Source organism: Calditrichia bacterium (assembly GCA_020634975.1).
Taxonomy (GTDB): Bacteria; Calditrichota; Calditrichia; order RBG-13-44-9; family J075; genus JACKAQ01.
In genome coordinates this window covers 644398-665673 of sequence record JACKAQ010000002.1, presented here as the reverse complement: position 1 = coordinate 665673, position 21276 = coordinate 644398, and the positions used below count along the sequence as shown (strand labels likewise).

Sequence of the window (21276 nt, the reverse complement as noted above, 5' to 3'; positions counted from 1 at the left end):
CCTTTTAACCCCGGCATTCTTCCGATTGGAAGATCACCCTGCCGGTGCTTTGGGGACAGTGTGTGTGATAAAATAAGTAAAACCAACGACTTAACGTTTGGAGAACTGGAAACGCTTACGTGCTTTCGGCTGACCGTATTTTTTACGTTCAACTTCACGGGAATCGCGAGTTAAAAATCCGGCGGCTTTCAGTTCGCCACGGAGATTAACATCATATTCCAGCATCGCACGGGAAATGCCCAAACGCAGTGCGCCAGCCTGTCCGGCAAGTCCACCGCCAATGATATTGGCATCGATATCAAATTTTCCCAACGTATTGGTAAATTCGAAAGGTTGTTCAATAACCATTTTAAGCGTTTCGCGTTTAAAATAATCCAAAACTTCGCGACCATTGACAACAATTTTGCCACTTCCGGGCTTCAGCCGGACTCTCGCGACGGAGGACTTGCGCCGTCCTGTTGCGACATAAACTTCCATCTAATACCTCGTTAAAAAGTTAGGGTTTGGGGTTGTTGCGCATCATGCGGATGATTTGTTCCGGGATACACTTTCAGCTTTTTGAGCATCTTGCGACCCAGTGCATTTTTTGGGAGCATCAACCGTACTGCATGTTCAATCACATATTCAGGACGCTTTGCTATCATTCGTTTATAAGGCGTCTCTTTTCCGCCGCCGGGATAACCGGAGTGGGAGAAATATGTTTTTTGATCGGCTTTGTTGCCGGTTAACCGCACTTTGTTGGCATTCAGAACAACGACAAAATCGCCAACATCCTGATGCGGTGCGTAGTTCGGTTTGTGCTTACCCTGCAAAATGCGGGCAATGTTGGATGCGAGACGACCCAATACAACATCTTCGCCATCCACCACAAACCACTTTTGATCAGCAATTATCTGATCTGGTTTCGAATAATCAGTTCTCACTGTATTTTTCCTCCTTTTACATTGAGAATTACAAAGTCGCCAAATTTAGGTGAGCACTTCAATTATGTCAAGTATTTTTTCAAATACAAAATTCATACCGGACTTGACTTAGCGCATCTAAAATACAAATTTACGCACGAAATCGACCGGATAATTTTCAAATTTTATTGCAATCCGTCCTAATTTTATTACTTTGCTTCGTTTCGAAATTAATTCCGTTTGGCAATGAAAAATAATGCCCGGTGTGAATAAAATTTCGATGCAATCTGATTATAAGCTGAATTTAACAAAACATCAGACGATAACCTGTTTTTATTGAGCAAGCAACAGTTTTGATAATTAATTAAGGAGGTCCTTCACGTGAACATAGCTGTATGCGTAAAACAAACGCCGGATACAACAACAAAAGTAACCATTGCCGGCGATGGAAAATCGGTGGCAGATGACGGTATTCAATGGATCATCAATCCTTACGATGAATTTGCAATTGAAGAAGCGTTGAAACTCACCGAAAAAAACGGTGGTGAAGTTACCATTGTCACTTTAGGTTCGGCAAGCGCCGAAAAAACCATTCGCGAAGCATTGGCGATGGGTGCCCACAAAGCGGTGCGAATCAATGTTGAGCGAGTCCCGGATGATCCGCTGGTTACCGCAAAAGCACTCGCCGAAACGTTGAAAGACGGCAATTTCGATCTGATTTTTCTCGGTCGCCAAGCGATCGATGACGACCACGGTCAGATGCCGCAATTGGTTGCAACCGCACTCGATTTGCCCTGCGTTACCGTCGTCATCGGACTGGAAATTGACGGCAGCAGCGGAACTGCAACGCGCGAAATCGAAGGTGGTTCCGAGCGTGTTTCCTTTGGTTTACCCGCTGTTATCGGTGCAAACCGAAAGTTGAACGAACCGCGATATCGTTCACTAAAAGGCATTATGCAGGCGAAAAAGAAATCGATTGATGTGAAAGAAGTTTCATTGACCGCACCCAAAATGGTGATTGAAAAAATTGCCTATCCACCGGCGAAAGACGCGGGTAAAATATTCACCAACGGTGCGGAAGACGCCGCAGAAGTCGTGCGTTTGCTCCGCGAAGAAGCCAAAGTGATTTAACCAAAGTCGAGAAAAAACAGGAGATTAAATAATGGCAAACATTGTTGTAATCGCTGAAAGTTCAGCGGGAAAACTGAAAACAGTCAGTTACGAAATGTTCACCGCTGCAAAACAAATGGCAGATGCAACCGGCGGCAGCGCAACTGCTGTGGTGCTCGGTCCGGATGCAGCGTCGCTGGCAAATGAAGCCGGCAAATACGGCATTGCCAATGCCGTTGCAATCGAAGATAGCAAACTATCAAAATACAGCCCGGATGTTGCAGCAAAAGCAGTAGCAACTGTTGCAAAAGAAAAAGGCGCAGATGTGGTTATCGCTGCGGCAACGTTTACCGGTAAAGATTTGCTGGCACGCGTATCGATGCTGCTGGATGCCGGATTGGCGCAGGATTGCGTCAGTTTTCGCGCCGATGGTGGTAAATTTATATTCACCCGACCGATGTATGCCGGAAAAGTTTTGGCAGATATTAGCATCCAGTCAACACCAGCGCTGGCGACCCTTCGCCCCAAAAGTGTAAAGGCGGTGGAATCCGCAACTGCTGTTTCCGTTGAAACGATGTCCCCTGCCCTGCCCGATCCGAAAGCAGTTGTCGAAGAAGTTGCAACCGGCGAAGGCGGCAAAATTGACGTAACGCAGGCAGATATCGTTGTCAGCGGCGGTCGCGGGCTGAAAGGTCCGGAGAACTGGCAGCTCATCGAAAAGCTGGCGGATGCGTTAGGCGCTGCCACAGGCTGTTCCCGACCCGTTTCTGACGAAGGCTGGCGTCCGCACGGCGAACACGTCGGGCAAACCGGAAAAACGGTTTCCCCTCAATTATATATCGCCGCCGGAATTTCCGGAGCCATTCAGCACATCGCGGGAATTTCGTCTTCGAAATTCATTGTTGCGATCAACAAAGATGCCGATGCACCAATTTTCAAAGTGGCAGATTACGGCATCGTTGGCGATTTGTTCGAAGTTCTGCCCGCAATGACCGAAGCTGTGAAGCATATTAAATCGGGCGAATAAGATGTTGATTATTATTCAGATATGATGTTTAATCCCCGCCAAAAGCGGGGATTTCTTTTTGTCGGCTACTTTCGCAGAGCATCCATCAAATAATTTTTAAATATCGAAAATTCGCTTGGCAGCGAGCGAGCAATTTTTTCTTTTGACAGCGCTTCCGTCAGTTGTGCCGGAATTTCCGGTGAGATTCCGATGGTTGATTCCACCACATCGAGAAATTTGACCGGATGCGCAGTTTCCAGAAAAACACCCTGCCATTTCCCGGTTTGCCGGGCGAGAAATTGTTGCAACCCCAAATATCCGACCGCGCCGTGCGGATCCAAAACATAGCCTGTTCGATCGTAAATTTCCCGCATTGTTTTGCGGGTTTCCTCGTCCGTAAATGCAAATCCGGAAACCGATTTTCTGATTCGGTTCAAATCGTGATTGAACAACGCGAGCATTCGCACAAAATTACTGGGGTTCCCCACATCCATTGCATTCGAGATAGTGTGAACCGACGGTTTCGGCAAAAATTCCCCGTTTTGCAAATATGCCGGAACAACATCATTCACGTTGGTTGCGGCGACAAATCGGGTGATCGGCACGCCCGCAATTGTTGCCATCAACCCTGCGGTGAGATTGCCAAAATTGCCGCTCGGCACCGAAAACACCGAATCGCCAAATGGTTTGGGCAATCGCGACCACGCGTAACCGTAATAAAATGATTGCGGAATCAACCGTGCGATGTTGATAGAATTTGCAGATGTCAACCGGAAATTTTTCTGCAATTCGCCATCCAAAAACGCCTGTTTCACCAACGTTTGGCACTCGTCAAATGTGCCGTCAATTTCCAGCGCAATGATATTTTCGCCGAGCGTAGTTAGCTGTTTTTCCTGAATTTGGCTCACCTTGCCGGAAGGATACAACACGATCACCCGAATTCCCGGAACGCGATAAAAACCGTTGGCAACCGCACTTCCCGTATCACCGGAAGTTGCTACTAAAATCGTAAGTTCGCGGTCGTCATTTTGCACAAAATGACCCATCAATTGCGCCATAAATCGCGCTGCAAAATCCTTGAATGCGAGCGTCGGCCCGTGAAACAATTCCAGCGAAAAAATATCCGGTTCGACAGGAACCAGCGGTGCGTCAAAATTAATGGCCGTTTCGATCACTTTCCGTAAAACATGCGGCTCGATGCTTTCCGAAAGCAGGTTATCTGCCATCACGTTTGCAATTTCCTGAAACGTCATTTGTCCGAAAGCGCGGATTTTTTCAACCGGAATTTGCGGGATGTTTTCGGGCATGTATAGCCCGTTATCCGGCGGCAATCCGGTCAAAACAGCATCACGAAAATCAACGCGATGGGCAGAATTATTGGTGCTGTAAAATTTCATAAAATTAGTGTATTCAATAGTTTAGCATATTGTTTTAAACGCGAACGGCGCCAACCGGATTAATTCGCGAACAATAATATTTGCTCTCGACACCGTGAGCTGCGCATGCGTTTTGCATGGCTTTTCCGATTGCAATTGCGGTGTCATCGTTGGTGCAAAATGCAAAAATAGATGGCCCGGAACCGGAAATGCTGCATCCGAAAGCGCCTGCGTCCAGTGCGGCTTGTTTGATTTGGGCAAATCCGGGAATCAGCGGGGACCGGCAGGGTTCGGCAATTACATCGTGCAGCGAGCGACCGATCAAATCGTAATCCTCTCGTAACAATCCGGCAACGAGTGCGCCGAAATTTCCAACTTGCGACAATGCATCTTTTAGGCGAATGCTTTCCGGTAATTTGCCGCGCGTATCGGATGTGCGGATTTCGATTGCGGGATGCAAAATGACACAGCGCAATTCCCTCGGTGCGGGCAATTGCAGCACATCCAGCGGATCGTAGCTGCGAATTAAAATGATGCCACCGAGCAGCGCCGGAGCGATATTATCCGCATGCGCCAGCCCGGATGCAACCGTTTCACCTTCCATCGCAACCGGCAGCAATTCGCGGTAGCTTAACGGAGCGCCCAACAATTCGTTGACTGCAACTACGGCTGCAACCGCACTGGCAGCGCTGGAGCCCATTCCGCTGGCCAACGGCATTTCTTTGTAAATTTCGATCTCGAGATTGGTCACCTGATCGAGGGTTTCGAGCAATTTCATGACTGCAACGCCGGCGGTATTTTTGTGCAAATCCAGCGGCAATCGTCCGTTATCGCCGTGAATGGCGGCGATTTTTACGCCGGGCTGTTCGCTGAGCCGGGCGGTCACCCGGTCGCCGAGGTGCTCAATGGCGAATCCCATCACATCAAATCCGCAGGCGACATTGGCAACCGTTGCGGGTGCGAAAATAGTAATTTCACTGTTCATCTAAGTTCCAGAATTTATTGGATGATACGAATAATATCTGCAAAAACACCCGCAGCCGTAACGGCAGCTCCGGCGCCCGGTCCACGGACCACCAGCGGGTTTTCCCGGTATCGCTCGGTGGTGAAGCTGATCATGTTGTCGCTGCCGGTCAGGTTGAAAAACGGGTGCGAATCATCAACCGCGATTAATTGGACAGTCGCGTTGCCGTTCTCCAGCGTAGCGATGTAACGCAGCCGTTTTTTCACCCGTTGCGCCGCCGATTGTTTTTCCGCGAATTGTGCGTCATCTGCGGCCAGTTTTTCGAAAAATTCATCGACCGTTTTGGCTTTTCCGGCGCTGTCGCTGACCAGATTTTCCAGCGCGATATCGCTCAACTCAATGCGCAATCCGGCTTCTCTGGCGAGAATGAGCAGCTTTCGGGCAACGTCCAAACCGTTCAAATCATCACGGGGATCCGGCTCGGTGTAGCCCAACTGCTGCGCCTCGCGAACAACTGCGCTAAACGGCGTCGATCCGTCGAATCGATTAAAAATGTAACTCAAAGTTCCGGACAAAACACCTTCAATTTTGATGATCCGGTCGCCGCTGTTGTGCAAATCTTTTAAGGTGCTGATCACCGGTAATCCGGCACCAACATTGGTTTCGTAAAGAAATTTTGCGCCGCTGCGGGCACAAATTTTTTTCAGATTTGCAAAATCATCAAAGGTTCCGGCGGCGGCTTTTTTGTTGGGTGTGACCACAGAAATTTCGTGATTCAGCAGTGTCGCATATTGCGCCACAACCGTTTCGCTGGCGCTGCAATCCACAAAAACACAATTTGGTAAGTTTAGTGAAATCAAATTGTTAACGGTGTTTTCAATGGACGCAGTTTCCGCTGATTTTGCGAAATCCGTTGGCCAGTTTTCCAGCGAAATTCCTTTAGGATTCAGCAATGCTTTTCGTGAATTGGCGATGCCGACAACCCGGATTTCCGAATCATTTTCCGTGCGCAATCGCTCCTGATTTTCGGCGATTTGTTGGAGCAACGTTCCGCCCACCAAACCGATTCCGGCAACCAGCACGTTCAATCGATGCGAAATCCTGCCAAAAAATGCCTCGTGAATGGCACGCACCGCGCGGGTTTCGTCCGCCGCGGAAATCACGACAGAAATATTCAGCTCCGATGAACCCTGCGCAATTGCCACAACGTTTATTTTGCGGCTGCCCAACGCGTTGAAAAATCTGCCGGAAATACCGGGCGTGTGGCGCATATTTTCGCCAACGATCGCGACAATACTTAAATTCTCTTCCAAAACCGGCGGGTTGATCCGGTTGGCCTGAATTTCCAGTTCAAATTCTTCGTTCAGCAGTTCGCGGGCGGATTTGGCGTCGCCTGGAGCAACCGCGAGACAAATCGAATGTTCGGACGATGCTTGTGTAATCAAAATGACGTTGATTCCCGCCGCCGCCAGCGCGCTGAAGATACGCATCGATGTGCCGGCAACGCCGATCATTCCGGTACCCTCGATGCGCAATAATCCCACCCGGGAAATAGATGTGACCCCTTTGATCGCATGTGTGATATGCGATTCGGGTTTTTCGCCGCCATTTTCGGCTAAATTTCGCCGGATAAGCGTGCCAGGAAAATCAGGATTGAAGGTGTTCAAAATTCGAATCGGGATATTTTTGCGCATTGCCGGGAGCATGGTTGGCGGATGAATCACCTTTGCGCCAAAATGGGACATTTCCAACGCTTCCTCATACGACAGCACCGGTTGGGTAAATGCCTCCGGTACTTTTCGGGGATCGGCGGTCATTACGCCGTCCACATCCGTCCAGATTTCGATTTCCGGTGCGTTGAGCGCTGCGCCAAAAATGGCTGCGCTGTAATCCGAACCGCTGCGTCCGAGAGTGGTGGTTTCGCCGTTTTCGGTGGCGCCGCAAAATCCCGTGATAACCTGCACCCGTTTTTCGGATGCCGTAAAATAGTAGTTGGTCAACTCGCTGGTTGTTGCGAAATCGACCCGCGCACTACCGAAACGTGCATCGGTGCGCACCAGTTTTCTGGCATCTACAAATTCAGCAGAAACAGCAGCTTCGCGCAGTTTTGCGGTGATAATCTGGCAGGAAAACCATTCACCGAAGCACATCACAAAATCCAGCGATTTCAGCGATAATTCTTTCAGTAAAAAAATACCGTGCAATAAATCCCGTAAATTGGCAATTTTCGCATCGAACAGTTTTGCAATGGTTTGTCGCTCGTTTCCGAGCAATGCATCTGCAAACTGGTTGTGTTTTTCGATGAATTTATCCAAAATAGTCAGATACTTTTCGTCACCACGGCTGGCAATAGTGCACATTTCGATGAGCTGATCTGTAACACCGCTAAATGCAGAAACAATTACTGCAAGTGGTTGTTTTTCCTGCCCTTTTATCAAAATATCAACAACATTTTTTACCCGTTCCGGCGTTCCGACAGAGGTTCCACCAAATTTCAGTACACGAATTTTCACAAATAATTTCCTTTTTGAACAATGGTTATGACTTCGCTACCCTATTCCTTTTAGAAACCGCGAATTTAAGCCATGCATAAAAACTATTGCAAGCAATTTATCGCCTAATCCGAATGGCGTGAATTTCAAACCGGTGCCACAAAAATGCGTTTTCTCACCAAATATTTCCAAATTGAAACAGCTTTTATTTCAATGTGAAACGAAACAGCTTTTTGAAAAGAAACCAGGTTAGGCAAACGCTATACATAAACTACAAATAAACATAGGTTTAGCGAAAAGATCCATCGGTTAGTTTTGAATCGTTCTACTTTGGCACCTGACTTGCAATCTTAATTGACGTTTTAAAAATCGGACGCAGTTGCGTCGAAAACGACGATACGAAATACAAATTAAAGGAGTTAAGGAATTATGAGTAACTGGTTGAGAGGTATTATCGGCGTTGGAATGGTGGTGGGTTTTATTTTTTTTGGTGGTTGCAGCGATGATGATCCGACTGCACCGGATACCGGCAGTGTTTCCGGAACGGTTACGTTTGTTGGCACTTGGCCCGCATCCCGCGAAGTTCAGGTATCGATTTATCAAAATTTGTCTGCGCCATACATTCCAATGGCAGCACCGGACGGCTTCACCGATCCGATTGCAAGCGGAACCACAACATACAATTACACCATCGAAGGATTGGAAAAAGGGACATATACTGCAATTTATGTGAGCGCCCGGGACCCGCAAAATCCTGCTGCGACTCAGTTGATCGGCATGTACTGGCAATTCACCGATAGCGTTGGCGTTTTCCCCACCCCGCAGGGTAATTTGCCGGATCAGGCTTTTGGTCCGAAATCTGTCACAATTGACAATGACAACATCGACCTGACTGGTTTAAATATCGTTGCAAATCTGAATTATTCTCCGTGATCCGGTTTCACATCTGGCTATCGTAATATTGAGGAATGCTCGGACAAATTATCGTTCGGGCATTCTGTGTTAATTGATCAGCAAATTGATTGCCCTGTTTCGAATGAGGAATGAATGACAAAATATTTATCTATATTGCTGGCACTGTTTTCCATCGCTTTCGCGGTTGCACAAACCAATCAGTCTCTGATGAAACAAACGGGAATTGTTGCCGGAAAAGTATTCGACAGCCAAACGAAAAGTCCGCTGGCTTTTGTTAATGTGTTTCTGGATAGTGTATTGCTCGGCAGCGAAACCAGTGCAGACGGTCACTATGTTATTCGTTATATTCCACCGGGAAATTACACGCTGGAAGTATCGCGATTGGGATATGCGACATTTCGGGAAAGAATCACTATCACCAACGGAAAATTGCTTTCGCGGGATATCGCGCTCATGCCCACAGAAATCGAAAGTGAAGCTGTGCTGGTTACGGCTGCGCGAAAGGAACAAACCGCAAAAATGGCACCTGCCAGCGTGGTGATTCTCCGCGCAGAGGAGCTCGAATCGCGACCGGTGACCACATTTGATCAGGCTTTGGAATCCGTTCCGGGGGTTTCGGTGTATCGGACAACCGGTGTAAATGTGCAAAGCTTAGGGATTCGCGGCAGTTCGGATGTCGCCGGTGGTGGCATTGGCAATCGCGTTTTGTTGATGATTGACGGTCGCCCGGCGTTGACATCGGATGCCGGCGGTGCATACTGGAGCCTCGTTCCCACCAAATTGATCGAACGAGTTGAGGTCGTAAAAGGTGCATTTTCAAGCCTTTACGGCTCGACCGCAATGGGTGGCGTGGTGAACGTGATTACGCGACGGCCATCGTATAAATCGCTGACCTCCATCTCGTTGAAAGGCGGTTTTCTGGAAGATGCGCCGAAGGCATTAAAGTATTACGATTCGCGCCGTTACCAAAGCGAAGCCGAATTAAGCTATTCCGGATCAGCCGGCGAGGTTAGTTATTTGTTCAACGTCAGCCGCAAACATTCGGACGGTCACGCCCAAAATACAGCATATGAATTTTATGATGTTTTCAGCAAAATTATGCTCGGGTTAAAATACAACCGCAACGTAGAAATTACCGTTGGCGGCGGTTATGCAGAAAACGATTATCCCCACTCATGGCTGAACGGCGCAGAACCGCTAAGGGTAAAGGATGAATATACTGACGACCGTCAGGTAAAACGGCAGTTTAATGCGGATGTTCATTATTGGGCGGTTCCCAACAGCAATGTTAAATATTCTTCGCGATTTTATTACTATTTGAACGCTGCGCGCTCATATTTTAACGAAGATGACCCGAATTACGAGATCCCGTTCAACGAGCCGTTTGGCACAAAAACAGTCATCGACGGGCAAAAATTTGGCAATATTTCTCAATTGGACTGGTTTGTAAATGAGAAACATTACCTGATTGCCGGGATCGACACCCAGGTTGATCATGTTGAATCTTCGCCGGATACGGTGCTTTATGGCAATCGCCAGATAAATAACATTGCCGGATTTATGCAATATGAATACACGCCACATCCAAAATTGATCAGCACTTTAGGCATTCGATACGACCACAATCATTTAGTTCGTGGCAAAACATTGAGTCAGCTAAGTCCAAAAATATCATTTGTTTACCGTCCGACTGAAGATATGAGTATTCGTTTGCTGATGGCGCAGGCGTTTCGTGCGCCGACCATTGCGGAGCGCTTTTTTCAACGAGAAATCGGTGGTGGAACATTGTTTGAGCCCAACCCGGATCTGGATGCGGAGAAAATGCAATATTCGCTGGAAATCGGAACGCGCTGGCAATTCAGCCGTGCCGCCGATCTCGATGTTGCGTTGTTCCGTTATCAATACGATGACATGATTTATTGGGTGGATATCAAAGAAGAAAAGGGCGTTACTTATCCCTTTTTTCAGGTACGCAATTTATTCAAAGCGTTGATGCAAGGTGTTGAAATCACGCTGAACGCACACTGGAATCGCCATTGGCGCGGTTCGTTCAACTATACATATTTGGATGCGAAAGATCAATCGCCCAATCGGGTGGATGATATTTTGGCATATCGCGCCAAACACAGCATGCACCTCAACTCGGATTTCCGGTATCAATCACTCACGTTGAACGTGAACGGTCGTTACCGCAGTGCCATCGACGAAGTGTTCCTTTACCCCTCATCAAAACCCGATGCATTTTGGGTGATGAACAGCAAACTGCTGTATAAACTAAACCCGACCGTGCAGTTTTCGGTGTCGTTAAACAATATTCTGGATACGGAATACGAAGAGCTTGCGCGCTACCGGATGCCCGGCAGAAACTGGATTTTCGGCGCAGAATTTACATTTTGATTGGATTCAAAAGTGAGTAAAAAACGCCGGAGAGCGATTGCTGTCCGGCGTTTTTTTATTTAATTCGATTTAATGCTTTTATATCGGAAATTTTTTCTTTTAATCGATACAGTTCGTTGGTGCCGCGCAATGTTGCTTTTGCCGCAGCCACAATATTTCCATAAGTTGCAGCCTGAAACATGTCATTGTTTTCAAGATAATTCATGATAAAACCTGCACCAAAGGCATCGCCACAGCCCGTTGAATCGATCAGTCGCGGGATTTTATTGCCGGGAAAATCTTTCTTTCCGGTAATATTGTTTTTTCGATACACCAGCGAAACCCCATTGCTGGCTTTTGTTAAAATCAACACCTGATCATCGCGGAAATAGCGTTGGAAAAATTCTTTTTCACTCTCGTTGTGTTGGTTTAACGTCGCAAATTCATCTTCATTCATTTGAATAAATCTGGGTCCACTTAACCAGGTTTGCAGGTTTTCCGGGATTCTGCGAAACCGTTTTCCAATTTCATCGACATCGCTTGCGAGAAAATGGAAGTCCATGTAAATACGGTCGCCACATTTCTCACATAATCTTTGGAAGGTAGGCAATTCAATATCCCATCCGGTAATCATATTCAGGACGATGAAATCGGCGTCTGTGTAAGGTTCGATATGCGCCCACTCCAACGGGGGAAACGGAAACAACGCTTTTTCGGATCGCTGAGCCGGTGAAGTGTATTCCAGAATTACTTTGTGATGGGTTTCGGGACCACGCACCAATCCATCCGTGTTTACGTTCGACGGCTTATCCAATATTGCCTGAACAGTAGATATTACATCTTCACCAACGTAGCTAACTGGTGTAATTTCAACATCTTGGGCAATTTGCGAAAGAATCCCGATGTCATAAAAAATACCGCCAAAACTTTCAATGGGCACATCGTTAAAGGGTAGAATCAAATCTTTATTTATGGTGCCGATAACAGTGATTTTCATTTTGAGATTCCCTAAACTGCCAATTGTTAAATGAGTTGAATTTTACGATCAACTTTTTTCGGTTTCCAACTGGAAAGTGTGTGCGATAACATCCAACTGGTCGAGATATGGTTTTTTACGCTCACCAATTGCCTGAACAAAAAAATCGATGATGAAAATTGTTTTGCTCTCCGAATCCTTGAAAGCGATGGTTCTGAACGGTCCGCCGATATATCGCTGGGGATTTTTCCAGGTGCCTTCCAAGCGCATTGCCGGCCATTTTTGAAAGCGCACTTGCTCGGCGATGGTCTCTTGCTCAACGACCACATCACCGGAATGGATTTGCGCTGCCAATTCGTTGCGTTTTTTGATCAGCCAGCTTGGGCTGATGGTGATCGAATCTGCATCCGGAATCCAGCGAACGGTTAACGAACGATCTCGATCTGGATAAATCCGGCGCAGCCAAAGATAGTGCTCACTTTCCGATTCGTCAACCAATTTGTAATCGTGTTGAATGCGCAAAGTAAACGGGAAATTATTGGAAATATATTCACCTAATTTGTCATCTTCCCCGCGCTCAAACATTTGTTTTTTTAACCGCTGATAGTAAGATTTCTCAAAATCATCATAAACCAGTTCACCCAGATCGTAGAGTCGCTGGATCATGGCTTCTTTATCCGGCGCAACCAGAAATACAACATATTGATTTAACGCCCACACATCCTTTTTCGGGATGTAAAAATAGTCACCGGATTGAACTCCCTGAACAACATCCTCGCCGAGTAAACCGTTGATTTCTTTGGAAACCGGATCATCCGAGTTCAATCTTGCTAAAAAGAATACGTTGTTTTGATAATGGTATTTTGAAAAATCTTCAAAGGGGCGCCATTTCATAATGTATTCCGGTTCCGGAACCGGCGTGAGGTATTCCTTCATAAAATGGCTGTGAATTGCGTCGCGATAATCCTGCCAATCGGTTGAATCTGCAAATACATAAATTTCGTCCAGTTTACCGAGGCTGTTGGGTTTCGGTTTGCATCCGGCAATCATCACAATAATCATCAAAAACAATAGTTTACGCATCGTTTTTTACCTCTGGTTTACGATTAATAGTATAATTCCAAATTGCGGAAAACCCAACTGATATCAAAAAAATATCGATAAAAGGGTCAGGTTTTTCGACAAAAAGATTTCGAAAATCGGGTGCGAGGAGGTAAGATTTATGAAGCAAAAAAACAAAATTTATTGGACAAATATATCGCAATATCCGAAATATTGCAACAGCTTGTTTAGGGAACCGGCGGAGAATCTACTGTGGTAGCCGGGTTGTTGTGTTTGTAAAACAGCAGCATTACGCCGCCGGCCAAGCTCACCAAAACCGGAACGGATGTGTTGAGCAACGAAAGCGCAATCGCTTCACCGGCAGTTGCGCTGTGGAAAACATTGGCGAGCAACACTACATAACCCGATTCGCGGACCCCCAATCCGTTTACCGAAGGCAATAATCCCATTACAAACGTAATCGGGATCACCAGCAATAGTTGGATAAAGGTAACCTGCGACAATCCCAGCGATTGTGCCAGAACATAATTCATCGCCACAAAAAGGAACTGGAATGTTACTGACAACAGATAGCCGCCCAGGACCGCAAATTTCGCATTGCGATAAAAATGGATAGATTCGAGAATGCTGTTTATTTTTTCACCGATTGAGAAGATACTGATTTTACTGAAGATACGTTGGCAAAGCGAAAACAGTGCCGGGTTTAACAGAACAATCATGCTAACCATCACGATGCCAAAAACCATCGCCGTAGTGAAAATAATTGCGGGATCCAGTTCTTTTGCAACCCAGATCATGGAAATGGTGGCGAGGGTCAGCGTTGCGAGCACACCTAAAATCCGTTCAAATAAAACGGTGCCGACGCTGAGCGGGAGGTTGCCATTGGCACGCCCGACATAATACGCACGGCTGACATCGCCGCCAATTGCCGTCGGCAGAAAATTATTGAAAAAATAGCCGATGAAATAAAACATCAACAATTTCCAATAGCCCGGCGAGTGGTTTTGGCTGACGAGCAAAATCTGCCAGCGAAAAGCCATCAGCACCAAAATCACAACAAAAATGCCGATGGCTATCAGTAATAGCGTCGGATCAACCGAACGAAAATTATCAATTATCCGGTCCAAACCGATCAGATAAACCAAACCACCCAGCACGCCAAAGCTGATCAAAAATCGCAGAATATTTGATACAACCTTTTTCATCGGCAGCCTGACTATTGTTCCGAACGCAGTTTTTTGATCTGGTCGAGCTGGGTTTTTGCAAAATTGTCGCTGGGTTGATCGATCAAAATTTTATCCAGCAGCGCAATAGCTTCATCGTATGCGCTAAGCTCCCGGTAAACGCGAACCAGCATCCGTCGAATTTGACGGGTTTCTTCCTCTACCGCCTGTTTGCGTTGTTCGGGCTGGGCGTTTTCATAAATTTGTGGACGCGGGTACAGCGAGCGCATGTATTCATAAATGACCGGGCTTTGCGAATCATTATTTTCCAACGCGTCCAGCAAGTTTTCGTATCCGAAACGGGCGTCTTCCATACTCTTGTAATTGAACCCGACCTCGCCGAGTGCGCGAAATACCCGCAACTGCGGTTCGCCGGATTTGAGCGAATCGATTGGAATGACATCCGCCATGATTGCCAAACTTGTCAGCACTTCTTCGAACTGACTGTTCGTAAACGGAATAACTTCCGGCGGCATCACTTCATACATTTTATTGATAACAACTTTGAAGTTTTCTTTGTCTTGTTGAGATAAATAATGGGTCGCCAACCGGAAAAATGCAGAGCGGTAATTTTGCAACAGCCCGATGATATTTTCGTTATAATAGACATCCGGATTGTTGAGGTTGCGATAACGGAACCGGTTGATGAGGTTATCGTGCAATGTTTTTGCATCCAGCTGCCAATCGGGAATGGTGGTTACTTTGAACAGCAAACCGTCCATTCGCTGATATTCGCGCAACCCGTCCAACCGGTTTTGATCGGAGCTGGTTACGGCAAAATATACCGGCTTTTCTCGAAACGGTTGCTGGCCAGAATATTCAAAATCATGAAATCCTGCACCCGCAGATACCCCTGGCGTTCGCCGCCGCGCATTGGTCCTTCCAGTTTCGGTCGAACCTCGAAGACGATTTTTTCGGGGATATTCACCGAATCTTTTCCAGTCGATAGCTGGTATTCGCGTTTTTCGGCTGCGCGGATTCGGTCGGGAATTGTCGGGACTTCAAAATTTTTACTGCTCGGCCACGGCACCAAACCAACGCGTTTGATCTGGTCATCGCTCAGGCTAATGGGCACTTTCGGCTCCATATCACGCAGTTGTTTTATATACCATGAGGTGTTCAGCAAGCTGAGGTTGGCAACGCGAACATCTGTCCGCACACCCTCAACTTCCTGCAAATACCAAAGCGGGAATGTATCGTTATCGCCGTTGGTGAAAATGATTGCATTTTCTTCGGAGTTGATGAGCATATTGTAGGAATAATCCGATGCTACATAATTTCCGGAGCGATCGTGCGTGTGGATGTTGACCGAATACATCCGTGCAGGAATTACAAACATCAGCAATGCCGCAATCCATGCAACCGGGCTGTTGCTGACAGAATCTTTTTTGGATAAAGCCGTAGTGAGCATTTCCAAAATGGCGGCTGCGCCAATCCCGATCCAGATCGAAAATGCGAAAAATGAGCCAACATAACTATAGTCCCGTTCTCGCGGCTGTGGATCCGGTTGATTAAGGTAAAGCACAATCGCCAGCCCCGTCATGAAAAATAGCACTCCCACAGCCAGCGCCTTTTTCCAGTCCCGGAAAACATGATAGGCAAATCCGATCGCCCCCAAAATAAGCGGCAGGAACCAAAAGCGGCTGGCATCTGCGCGTTTGCGTTCGCGGCTCAGATCGTTTGTATCTTCGATGCCGCCAAAATTCCAGTAAAAGTAGCGCACATACATTTCGTTGATCTGGTAATTCCAGAAAAAATCGCTGCTGCTTTTGTAGCGGTTGCCATTGGGCGACTCTTGCCGGCGTTTTTCCCGGTCAAAATGGTGATCGCCATATTGTTCACGATTGATGTAGCTGATAAACGCTTCGATGGTTTCCGGGTCGTTTTCGTCGATGTTCGGGTTGAGATTGGAGCGGATAAACACCATCATAAATGAAGAATATCCGATGATAATCAACAACAGCGAGGAAAAAAACAACGACGGAACATCCATTTTTTTCTGAACGAAATACGCCAGAGCGAGTGTGAGAAAAACCAGAAAAACGCCGAATCCGGCAAATCCGGTTGTCTGGATGATTGCGGGAATTTCTTTAACAACACCGGGATAAAGTAACGCGGTCAGCGCGATGCCGACAATGCCCATTATGATAAATGAGAAAATGTTTGTTTCGTATTTGCGATAGTAAACGATCATCACGAGCGTGGGCAAAACCAGCGCATTTAAAATGTGCACACCCATCGCCAAACCCATCAAATAAGCGATGACCAGCAAATAACGATCGCGGCTGCGTTCTTCCGCGTGATCGCTCCATACCAAAACCAGCCACACAAAAATGGAAGTGAAAAACATGGAAATGGCGTAAACTTCAGCTTCCACAGCGTTGAACCAAAAACTGTATGAAAACGCAAAGCAGAGCGAGCCGATCAAGCCGCCAAAATGGGGCACAAAACGCATAAACCCTTCATTTGGGTCGATGTTTTTCTGTCCTTCCAGCGGATTGTTCAAATAATCTTTGATGAAATGAACGATAATCAGATGCAAAAACAGCACAGTAAACGCGCTGCTGATCACCGAAATGAAGTTTACCCGAGCGGCAATATCGGTGAAAATCGGCAGCATCGAAAAAATTCTGCCGATGAGCAAATAAACCGGCGCTCCCGGCGGATGCGGAACAGCAAGTTTATACGATGATGCAATAAATTCGCCACAGTCCCAAAAGGAAACGGTTGGCGCCATTGTCGAAAGATAGACAAAAAAACTGACCAGAAATGCAATTGCGGCACTGCCGCGATGAATGAGTTTATCGTTCATTGGATAAGGTTGCTCCGGTTATGTTGCGTGAATATTTGATTTCAAAAGGTTTCAGATTTTTAGCCAATAATGGGTCCGCCGCCCGCAAATCGGAAAATTTGCGTTTGCCCAGCACAAAATATTCAAAAACGATGCTGCCGGAATATACCCGTTCAAAAATCGTTTCATCCGAAACGGTGCGGGAACGCTGGACTTCCCGGCGTTTGCGTAAAATTAATCCGAGATGTGAAAAAACCCATTTGTATGCCCGCAAAATGGCGGCGCTATTGCCCAACCTGCCTTTGGCTGTTTCAACAGCCAGCGCCAGAAAATCGAGCGGCATTCGCATCGGAATGCGAATCAGCAGGTTTTTTCGTGACAGGTTTTTCATCAATAAAAACAAGTTGTTACGATAATTCCAATACATCTTTCGGGGATTATCCTTATTTAACGTTCCGCCGACGTGATGCCAAATTTTGGATGCGGGAAACGCGCCGATATCCCATCCGTTGAGCCGTAATCGCCAGCACAAATCGATTTCTTCCATGTGCATCATAAAATCTTCGTCGAATACACCAACCGTGTCGATCGCGGTTTTGCGCAAAAAAATACAGGCGCCGCTCGCCCAAAACAGACCGCAGGGCTGGTCGTACTGTCCGTCGTCTTTTTCGATATCCTGAAACAGGCGTCCCCGGACAAACGGGTAGCCGAACCAATCGATAAAACCACCGCAGGCACCGGAATATTCCAGATGATCGCGCTGCTGCATCGCCAGAATTTTGGGCTGCGCTGCCGCCAGATGCGGATTTGCCTCAAACGCGGCAACCACCGGTTCCACAAAATCCGGCGCAACCTCGACATCGTTGTTAATTACACAAATGTATTTTCCATTGGCAATTTTCAATCCTTCGTTATTTCCCCGCGCGAACATGTAATTTTCGGCGTTGCGAAGAATTTTTACCTCCGGATATTCGGATTGCACAAAATTGACGCTGTCATCTGTCGAAGCGTTATCAGCCATGATAATTTCGAGATTCGGGTAGGTACAACTGCGAAGCGAATCAAAAAGGTTCTTTAAAAATCGCTTTCCGTTGTAATTCAGCGTCAAAATTGTCACCAGTGGCAATCCAGCCGTCCGGTTCATCGTTTCCTCACAATACTGATATTAAAAAGCATCGCAAATTTTAACCAATTCAACCTGTTTTCGCAAGGGAATAATCAATCGGGCCTATTGCCGTAACTTTTGTAAACTGCTGAAAATACATACACTGCAGCGAAGAATTGGTTCAAAAAATTATGAAAAATTAGTCTGGAATTTTTGCGAATGTAAAAACAGGAACTTTGAGAAATGGTTCTGTATTAATCAGGTCGATAAAAAATCGTCAGATGTTGTCGGTCGGTTGGTCGAGTGAAATAAATGTTTGAAGATGGGAAAATTTTTCCTGTGCAGGTGCTGCGCAATGGTTACAGTGATGACAAATCAGCGGAGCGGGCTTGACTCGCCCGCTTTCCGCAGTATTTGTAAATTGAATAAAATCAGCAAATAAACCCAAATTATTTTAGCAACAGCATTTTCCGCGTTTGCTGAAAATCGCCGATGCTAAGCGTGTATAAATAAGTGCCGCTGGCAACCGGATTCCCATTTTGCGAGCGACCGTCCCACATTGCGGTGTAGTTTCCGGGCGTTTGGTTGGTATTCACCAGCGTCCGCACTTCGCGACCGAGCATGTCGTAAATCGTCAGTTTTACCGGGCGGTTGCTGTTGGCCACCGCATAACGGATTTCTGTCGTCGGGTTGAACGGGTTCGGATAATTTTGCAGTAATTCGTGTTCGGTCGGGATATTTTGCGCCACTCCCCCATCATCGATACCCACAACAACCGGTTTTACCAATAGAAGATCATCAAAATAAATGGCACCGGTTACCGCGCTGCAGGTTGCATTATCATAGGAAATCTGGAAGCTGTCGAAGCGCAGATCGCCGTTCAGCACGCCGTTGCCGAGCCATGTACCGATCGGGTCGTTTGCCAAATCCCACGAAACGAGCCGCCAGCCGATCCAGTCGATGGGCATCCATTCGGTCACTTCGTGATCAGTTGCGCTGCCATTTGGGGCGTTATCGTCTATCGCAAAGCGGAATTTGGTGCCGCTGCCGTCGCCAAAAATGTAGACCTGCAAAATGTAGGTATCATCAAAAAGAATACCGCGCGGCGTTCCGCCACCGAGATATTCGCGAATCAGCCAGTTACCGGCGCTGACATCCCAGCCATACGACAACCGCATGGAACGGTTGCTGCCGCTGAGCAAATTAAAATAAATGCTGTTGTTTCCGCGCGATGTTTCGTTGGTCAGAATACCGGTTGTGGTACCGCTTTGCTGCGGGTCCCACCAGTTGGTTAAAATGTCCGCCTGGAACGGATCGATGGTAATTACCTGATATCCAACGTTTCCGGTGGTGAAGCTAAACTGTTGTTCCGTATCGATTTCGTTGCCGAACAAATCTTTCAATCCGGGCTGAACAGTTGCGGAATATTGGGTTAATGGCTCCAGCGCATCATTCGGGAAAAAGCTGAAAACCGTGCGATCGCTTACCTGAAAATCGAGCATCGTGCCCGGAACCGGATCGCCGGTTACGCTATTTTTCAACCCGACACTGGTGGATTGAATGGATGCCGGATCGATAATTTCATCAAATTCGAGATTGATGATGGGTTGCAAAATGACATCAACCGCGTTTTGGGGCGGAAACGCACCGTTCACCTGCGGTGGTAGTAAATCTTCTTCCTCTGTGGTGAATGTGAGGGTAAATGCATCGCCACCGATGCCGTCGCCGTTGCCATCCAATTCGTGATTGAAAATATCGCGGGCGGTTGAGTCGATGGTCATTGTGTACTGCACGCCCTGCAGCATGTCCGACGGGTTGAGAACCAGCTTGCGATTGCTGTTTTGCCACTGGGTTGTGTAGGTTAACGGCGGCTCAAAAGTGAGAGCATTTTGCACCGAACCGGCGCTCATCCGGCGGCTGAACTGGATAGATATATTATCAAAAACGCTGATTTCCGTGGCGTTTTGTGCGGGAATTGTTTCTAAAACCAATGGCGGACGGGCGTCGATCAGGTTCACATCCGTAAACGTGATAAACGTATCCGAAACCGTGACGGTGAGCGTATCCGGCTCAAAACCTTCCGCAGAAACGATCATCTGGTGCGGTCCCGGTGTTACATTTTCGAAAAAGTAAAAGCCGTTATGCAGCAAATCCGGGTCGCTGGTGTATTTAAAAAACAGCGATTGGTAAGTGTCTGTTGTGTACGATTGCCCGTCAATAACAATTGTTGCACCGTTTAGCGGAATTCCACGTTCGATATCATAAATATACCCGGCTGCAATACCGGTGGTTGGGCGGTTGAGATTGTGATATTTCAAAATCGACCAATAGAAAGCATATGCTTCCATTCGTTTCCATTCGGCATTCATGTTCCGGGTGTTTTGGGTTGGACTGGTGTGAAATCCGGCTTCGCTGAGTTCCGATGGCATAAAAGTGGTGCGGTTGACATGCAAATACGGTCCGGTGAACGTGCAGCCGTAAAAACTGCAATCGCCGTAATCGCCGATAGTGGGAATGCGCATCGCAGCGGTGAGCAACGGAATCATGTCCCGGCTCATGTCTTTACCGCCGTTGGGCACTTTTTCCAGCCCGTTTTGATATTGCCCCCACAACAGCAAGGTGTTATTTGCCGTCGCTGAACCGGCGTTGCTGTGGATGGAATGATACCACGCCGCGCCCAAACTGTTTGCTTCATCTGTTCGCTGGCTGAGCGAAACCTGAACATTGTCGTTATAGCGACTGCTCCAAACTGTGTCGATATCGGTGGTTGTTAACAGCAATTCCAGTGTGTGAAGTGAAACGCGCAGGTTTTTTTCCGCTTCCGAATAATTGTAAATACCCATGTTTTCCGTACGGCTATGCCCCGGATCGAGGTAAATATCCCAACCGGATAAACCGGTAACCTGGGCAGTTGCCTGCAAAGAAAATATCGCCGCTAAGGTGATAATTATTTTAGATATACGCATAATAAAATTTCC

16 protein-coding genes are annotated in these 21276 nt (G+C 47.0%); 4 read left to right on the top strand and 12 right to left on the bottom strand.

The window, feature by feature from the left end:
* Positions 1-90: 90 nt before the first annotated feature.
* Together rpsI and rplM are read right to left on the bottom strand one after the other, a co-directional pair.
* Positions 91-477, bottom strand: coding sequence for a 30S ribosomal protein S9 (rpsI, locus tag H6629_17115; protein ID MCB9069514.1), 387 nt, complete (start codon positions 475-477; stop codon positions 91-93).
* An 11-nt stretch (positions 478-488) separates the two neighbouring features.
* Entirely contained in the window at positions 489-923 is a 435-nt protein-coding gene (gene rplM / locus H6629_17110) for a 50S ribosomal protein L13 (GenBank protein ID MCB9069513.1), read from the bottom strand.
* A 360-nt stretch (positions 924-1283) separates the two neighbouring features.
* Here rplM and H6629_17105 point away from each other — a divergent pair, with 360 nt between their 5' ends.
* A complete protein-coding gene (locus tag H6629_17105) occupies positions 1284-2033 on the top strand; it encodes an electron transfer flavoprotein subunit beta/FixA family protein (GenBank protein ID MCB9069512.1) in 750 nt (249 codons plus the stop codon).
* A gap of 31 nt (positions 2034-2064) precedes the next feature.
* Complete coding sequence (locus H6629_17100; GenBank protein ID MCB9069511.1) at positions 2065-3039, top strand: electron transfer flavoprotein subunit alpha/FixB family protein; 975 nt, start codon at positions 2065-2067, stop codon at positions 3037-3039.
* A 65-nt stretch (positions 3040-3104) separates the two neighbouring features.
* On the opposite strand, the gene thrC is transcribed toward H6629_17100, so the two are convergent.
* The 3 genes from thrC to thrA are packed head-to-tail and all read right to left on the bottom strand — an operon-like array spanning position 3105 to position 7865.
* On the bottom strand, positions 3105-4415 hold the full coding sequence (thrC, locus tag H6629_17095; GenBank protein MCB9069510.1) for a threonine synthase: 1311 nt from the start codon (positions 4413-4415) through the stop codon (positions 3105-3107).
* A 34-nt stretch (positions 4416-4449) separates the two neighbouring features.
* Positions 4450-5379 (bottom strand): homoserine kinase, encoded by a 930-nt coding sequence (locus H6629_17090; protein MCB9069509.1) that lies wholly within the window; start codon positions 5377-5379, stop codon positions 4450-4452.
* Positions 5380-5393: 14 nt separating this feature from the next.
* Positions 5394-7865, bottom strand: coding sequence for a bifunctional aspartate kinase/homoserine dehydrogenase I (thrA, locus tag H6629_17085; GenBank protein MCB9069508.1), 2472 nt, complete (start codon positions 7863-7865; stop codon positions 5394-5396).
* A gap of 414 nt (positions 7866-8279) precedes the next feature.
* On the opposite strand from thrA, the gene H6629_17080 reads away from it, so the two are divergent.
* Both H6629_17080 and H6629_17075 read left to right on the top strand, forming a co-directional pair.
* Positions 8280-8783: a hypothetical protein gene (locus tag H6629_17080; protein ID MCB9069507.1), complete on the top strand. Its 504-nt coding sequence runs from the start codon at positions 8280-8282 to the stop codon at positions 8781-8783.
* Between the two features lie 114 nt (positions 8784-8897).
* A complete protein-coding gene (locus H6629_17075; protein ID MCB9069506.1) occupies positions 8898-11162 on the top strand; it encodes a TonB-dependent receptor in 2265 nt (754 codons plus the stop codon).
* 55 nt (positions 11163-11217) lie between these two features.
* Here the strand turns inward: H6629_17075 and H6629_17070 are convergent, their stop codons facing one another.
* The 7 genes from H6629_17070 to H6629_17040 all read right to left on the bottom strand — a co-directional run bounded on the left by H6629_17070 (position 11218) and on the right by H6629_17040 (position 21264).
* Positions 11218-12138 (bottom strand): carbohydrate kinase family protein, encoded by a 921-nt coding sequence (locus H6629_17070; protein ID MCB9069505.1) that lies wholly within the window; start codon positions 12136-12138, stop codon positions 11218-11220.
* A 48-nt stretch (positions 12139-12186) separates the two neighbouring features.
* The gene (locus H6629_17065; protein ID MCB9069504.1) at positions 12187-13200 is read right to left on the bottom strand and encodes a DUF4837 family protein; all 1014 of its coding nucleotides are present in this window, start codon (positions 13198-13200) and stop codon (positions 12187-12189) included.
* Positions 13201-13406: 206 nt separating this feature from the next.
* Positions 13407-14384 carry a flippase-like domain-containing protein gene (locus tag H6629_17060; protein MCB9069503.1) on the bottom strand — a complete coding sequence of 326 codons (978 nt, stop codon included), beginning with the start codon at positions 14382-14384 and terminating at the stop codon, positions 13407-13409.
* 11 nt (positions 14385-14395) lie between these two features.
* Complete coding sequence (locus tag H6629_17055; GenBank protein ID MCB9069502.1) at positions 14396-15142, bottom strand: hypothetical protein; 747 nt, start codon at positions 15140-15142, stop codon at positions 14396-14398.
* 29 nt (positions 15143-15171) lie between these two features.
* Entirely contained in the window at positions 15172-17214 is a 2043-nt protein-coding gene (locus H6629_17050; GenBank protein MCB9069501.1) for a DUF2723 domain-containing protein, read from the bottom strand.
* Positions 17204-18337, bottom strand: a complete 1134-nt coding sequence (locus H6629_17045; GenBank protein MCB9069500.1) for a glycosyltransferase family 2 protein — start codon at positions 18335-18337, stop codon at positions 17204-17206. Before H6629_17045 ends, H6629_17050 begins: the two co-directional genes overlap by 11 nt.
* A 410-nt stretch (positions 18338-18747) precedes the next feature.
* The gene (locus H6629_17040) at positions 18748-21264 is read right to left on the bottom strand and encodes an Ig-like domain-containing protein (protein MCB9069499.1); all 2517 of its coding nucleotides are present in this window, start codon (positions 21262-21264) and stop codon (positions 18748-18750) included.
* Between the last annotated feature and the right edge of the window lie 12 nt (positions 21265-21276).

What these genes read in the sequence shown, in the direction of transcription:
- H6629_17060 (MCB9069503.1), bottom strand. Translation starts at nt 14,384, where the DNA reads ATGAAAAAGGTTGTATCAAATATTCTGCGATTTTTGATCAGCTTTGGC.
- H6629_17045 (MCB9069500.1), bottom strand. Translation starts at nt 18,337, where the DNA reads ATGAACCGGACGGCTGGATTGCCACTGGTGACAATTTTGACGCTGAAT.
- rpsI (MCB9069514.1), bottom strand. Translation starts at nt 477, where the DNA reads ATGGAAGTTTATGTCGCAACAGGACGGCGCAAGTCCTCCGTCGCGAGA.
- H6629_17080 (MCB9069507.1), top strand. Translation starts at nt 8,280, where the DNA reads ATGAGTAACTGGTTGAGAGGTATTATCGGCGTTGGAATGGTGGTGGGT.
- thrC (MCB9069510.1), bottom strand. Translation starts at nt 4,415, where the DNA reads ATGAAATTTTACAGCACCAATAATTCTGCCCATCGCGTTGATTTTCGT.
- H6629_17070 (MCB9069505.1), bottom strand. Translation starts at nt 12,138, where the DNA reads ATGAAAATCACTGTTATCGGCACCATAAATAAAGATTTGATTCTACCC.
- H6629_17075 (MCB9069506.1), top strand. Translation starts at nt 8,898, where the DNA reads ATGACAAAATATTTATCTATATTGCTGGCACTGTTTTCCATCGCTTTC.
- H6629_17090 (MCB9069509.1), bottom strand. Translation starts at nt 5,379, where the DNA reads ATGAACAGTGAAATTACTATTTTCGCACCCGCAACGGTTGCCAATGTC.
- H6629_17065 (MCB9069504.1), bottom strand. Translation starts at nt 13,200, where the DNA reads ATGCGTAAACTATTGTTTTTGATGATTATTGTGATGATTGCCGGATGC.
- H6629_17100 (MCB9069511.1), top strand. Translation starts at nt 2,065, where the DNA reads ATGGCAAACATTGTTGTAATCGCTGAAAGTTCAGCGGGAAAACTGAAA.
- H6629_17040 (MCB9069499.1), bottom strand. Translation starts at nt 21,264, where the DNA reads ATGCGTATATCTAAAATAATTATCACCTTAGCGGCGATATTTTCTTTG.
- H6629_17050 (MCB9069501.1), bottom strand. Translation starts at nt 17,214, where the DNA reads ATGAACGATAAACTCATTCATCGCGGCAGTGCCGCAATTGCATTTCTG.